Here is a 501-nt window from a genome sequence, read left to right on the forward strand (position 1 = left end):
GGTCGGCTTCACGTTCTCTGCGACCGAGACCTGATCGGCGGTGATGGTGACCTTGACCAGGTCGCCTTCGTTGCCCGGAGTACCTGGCTCGTCGGTGACAGCGGTGCTGACTGGGGTCTTGTCCAGGACCAGGTTTTCGAACTTGCCAACATCGGCGCCGTCGACGCTGGCGATCGATTTGATCACTGGATCGTTGGTGCCGGTGTAAACGTTGTCCGGAGCAGTGGCAGTCACGAAGCCCGAGGTGCTGTTGGCCGGCACAGTAATGACCGTGGTGCCGTCGCTCAGGGTGAAAGTCAGGGCCGAGTGCTTGTCGATCGGCAGACCGTCTTTGTTGGTCAGCGTGATGGTGTAGGTGATCGCACCGCCTTCGGTAACCGAAGGTGTTGCAGTCAGTTTGGCCACTACGTCGTCAGTGGTGTCAGTCACTTTGACCGACGCCGCATCGCCCAGCTGCAGATTTTCGAAGGCACGGCCGTCGATGTCTGCTGCCGACTTGAT

Annotated in this window: 1 protein-coding gene; it reads right to left on the reverse strand. The window is 59.9% G+C overall.

Features of this window, described 5'->3' with window-relative positions; genetic code table 11:
• Positions 1-501, reverse strand: a 501-nt coding sequence (locus HU766_RS26010) for an immunoglobulin-like domain-containing protein (RefSeq protein WP_186661857.1), incomplete at both ends; no start/stop codon positions are given.

Source organism: Pseudomonas sp. SWRI77, assembly GCF_014269105.1.
Classification (GTDB): domain Bacteria; phylum Pseudomonadota; class Gammaproteobacteria; order Pseudomonadales; family Pseudomonadaceae; genus Aquipseudomonas; species Aquipseudomonas capeferrum.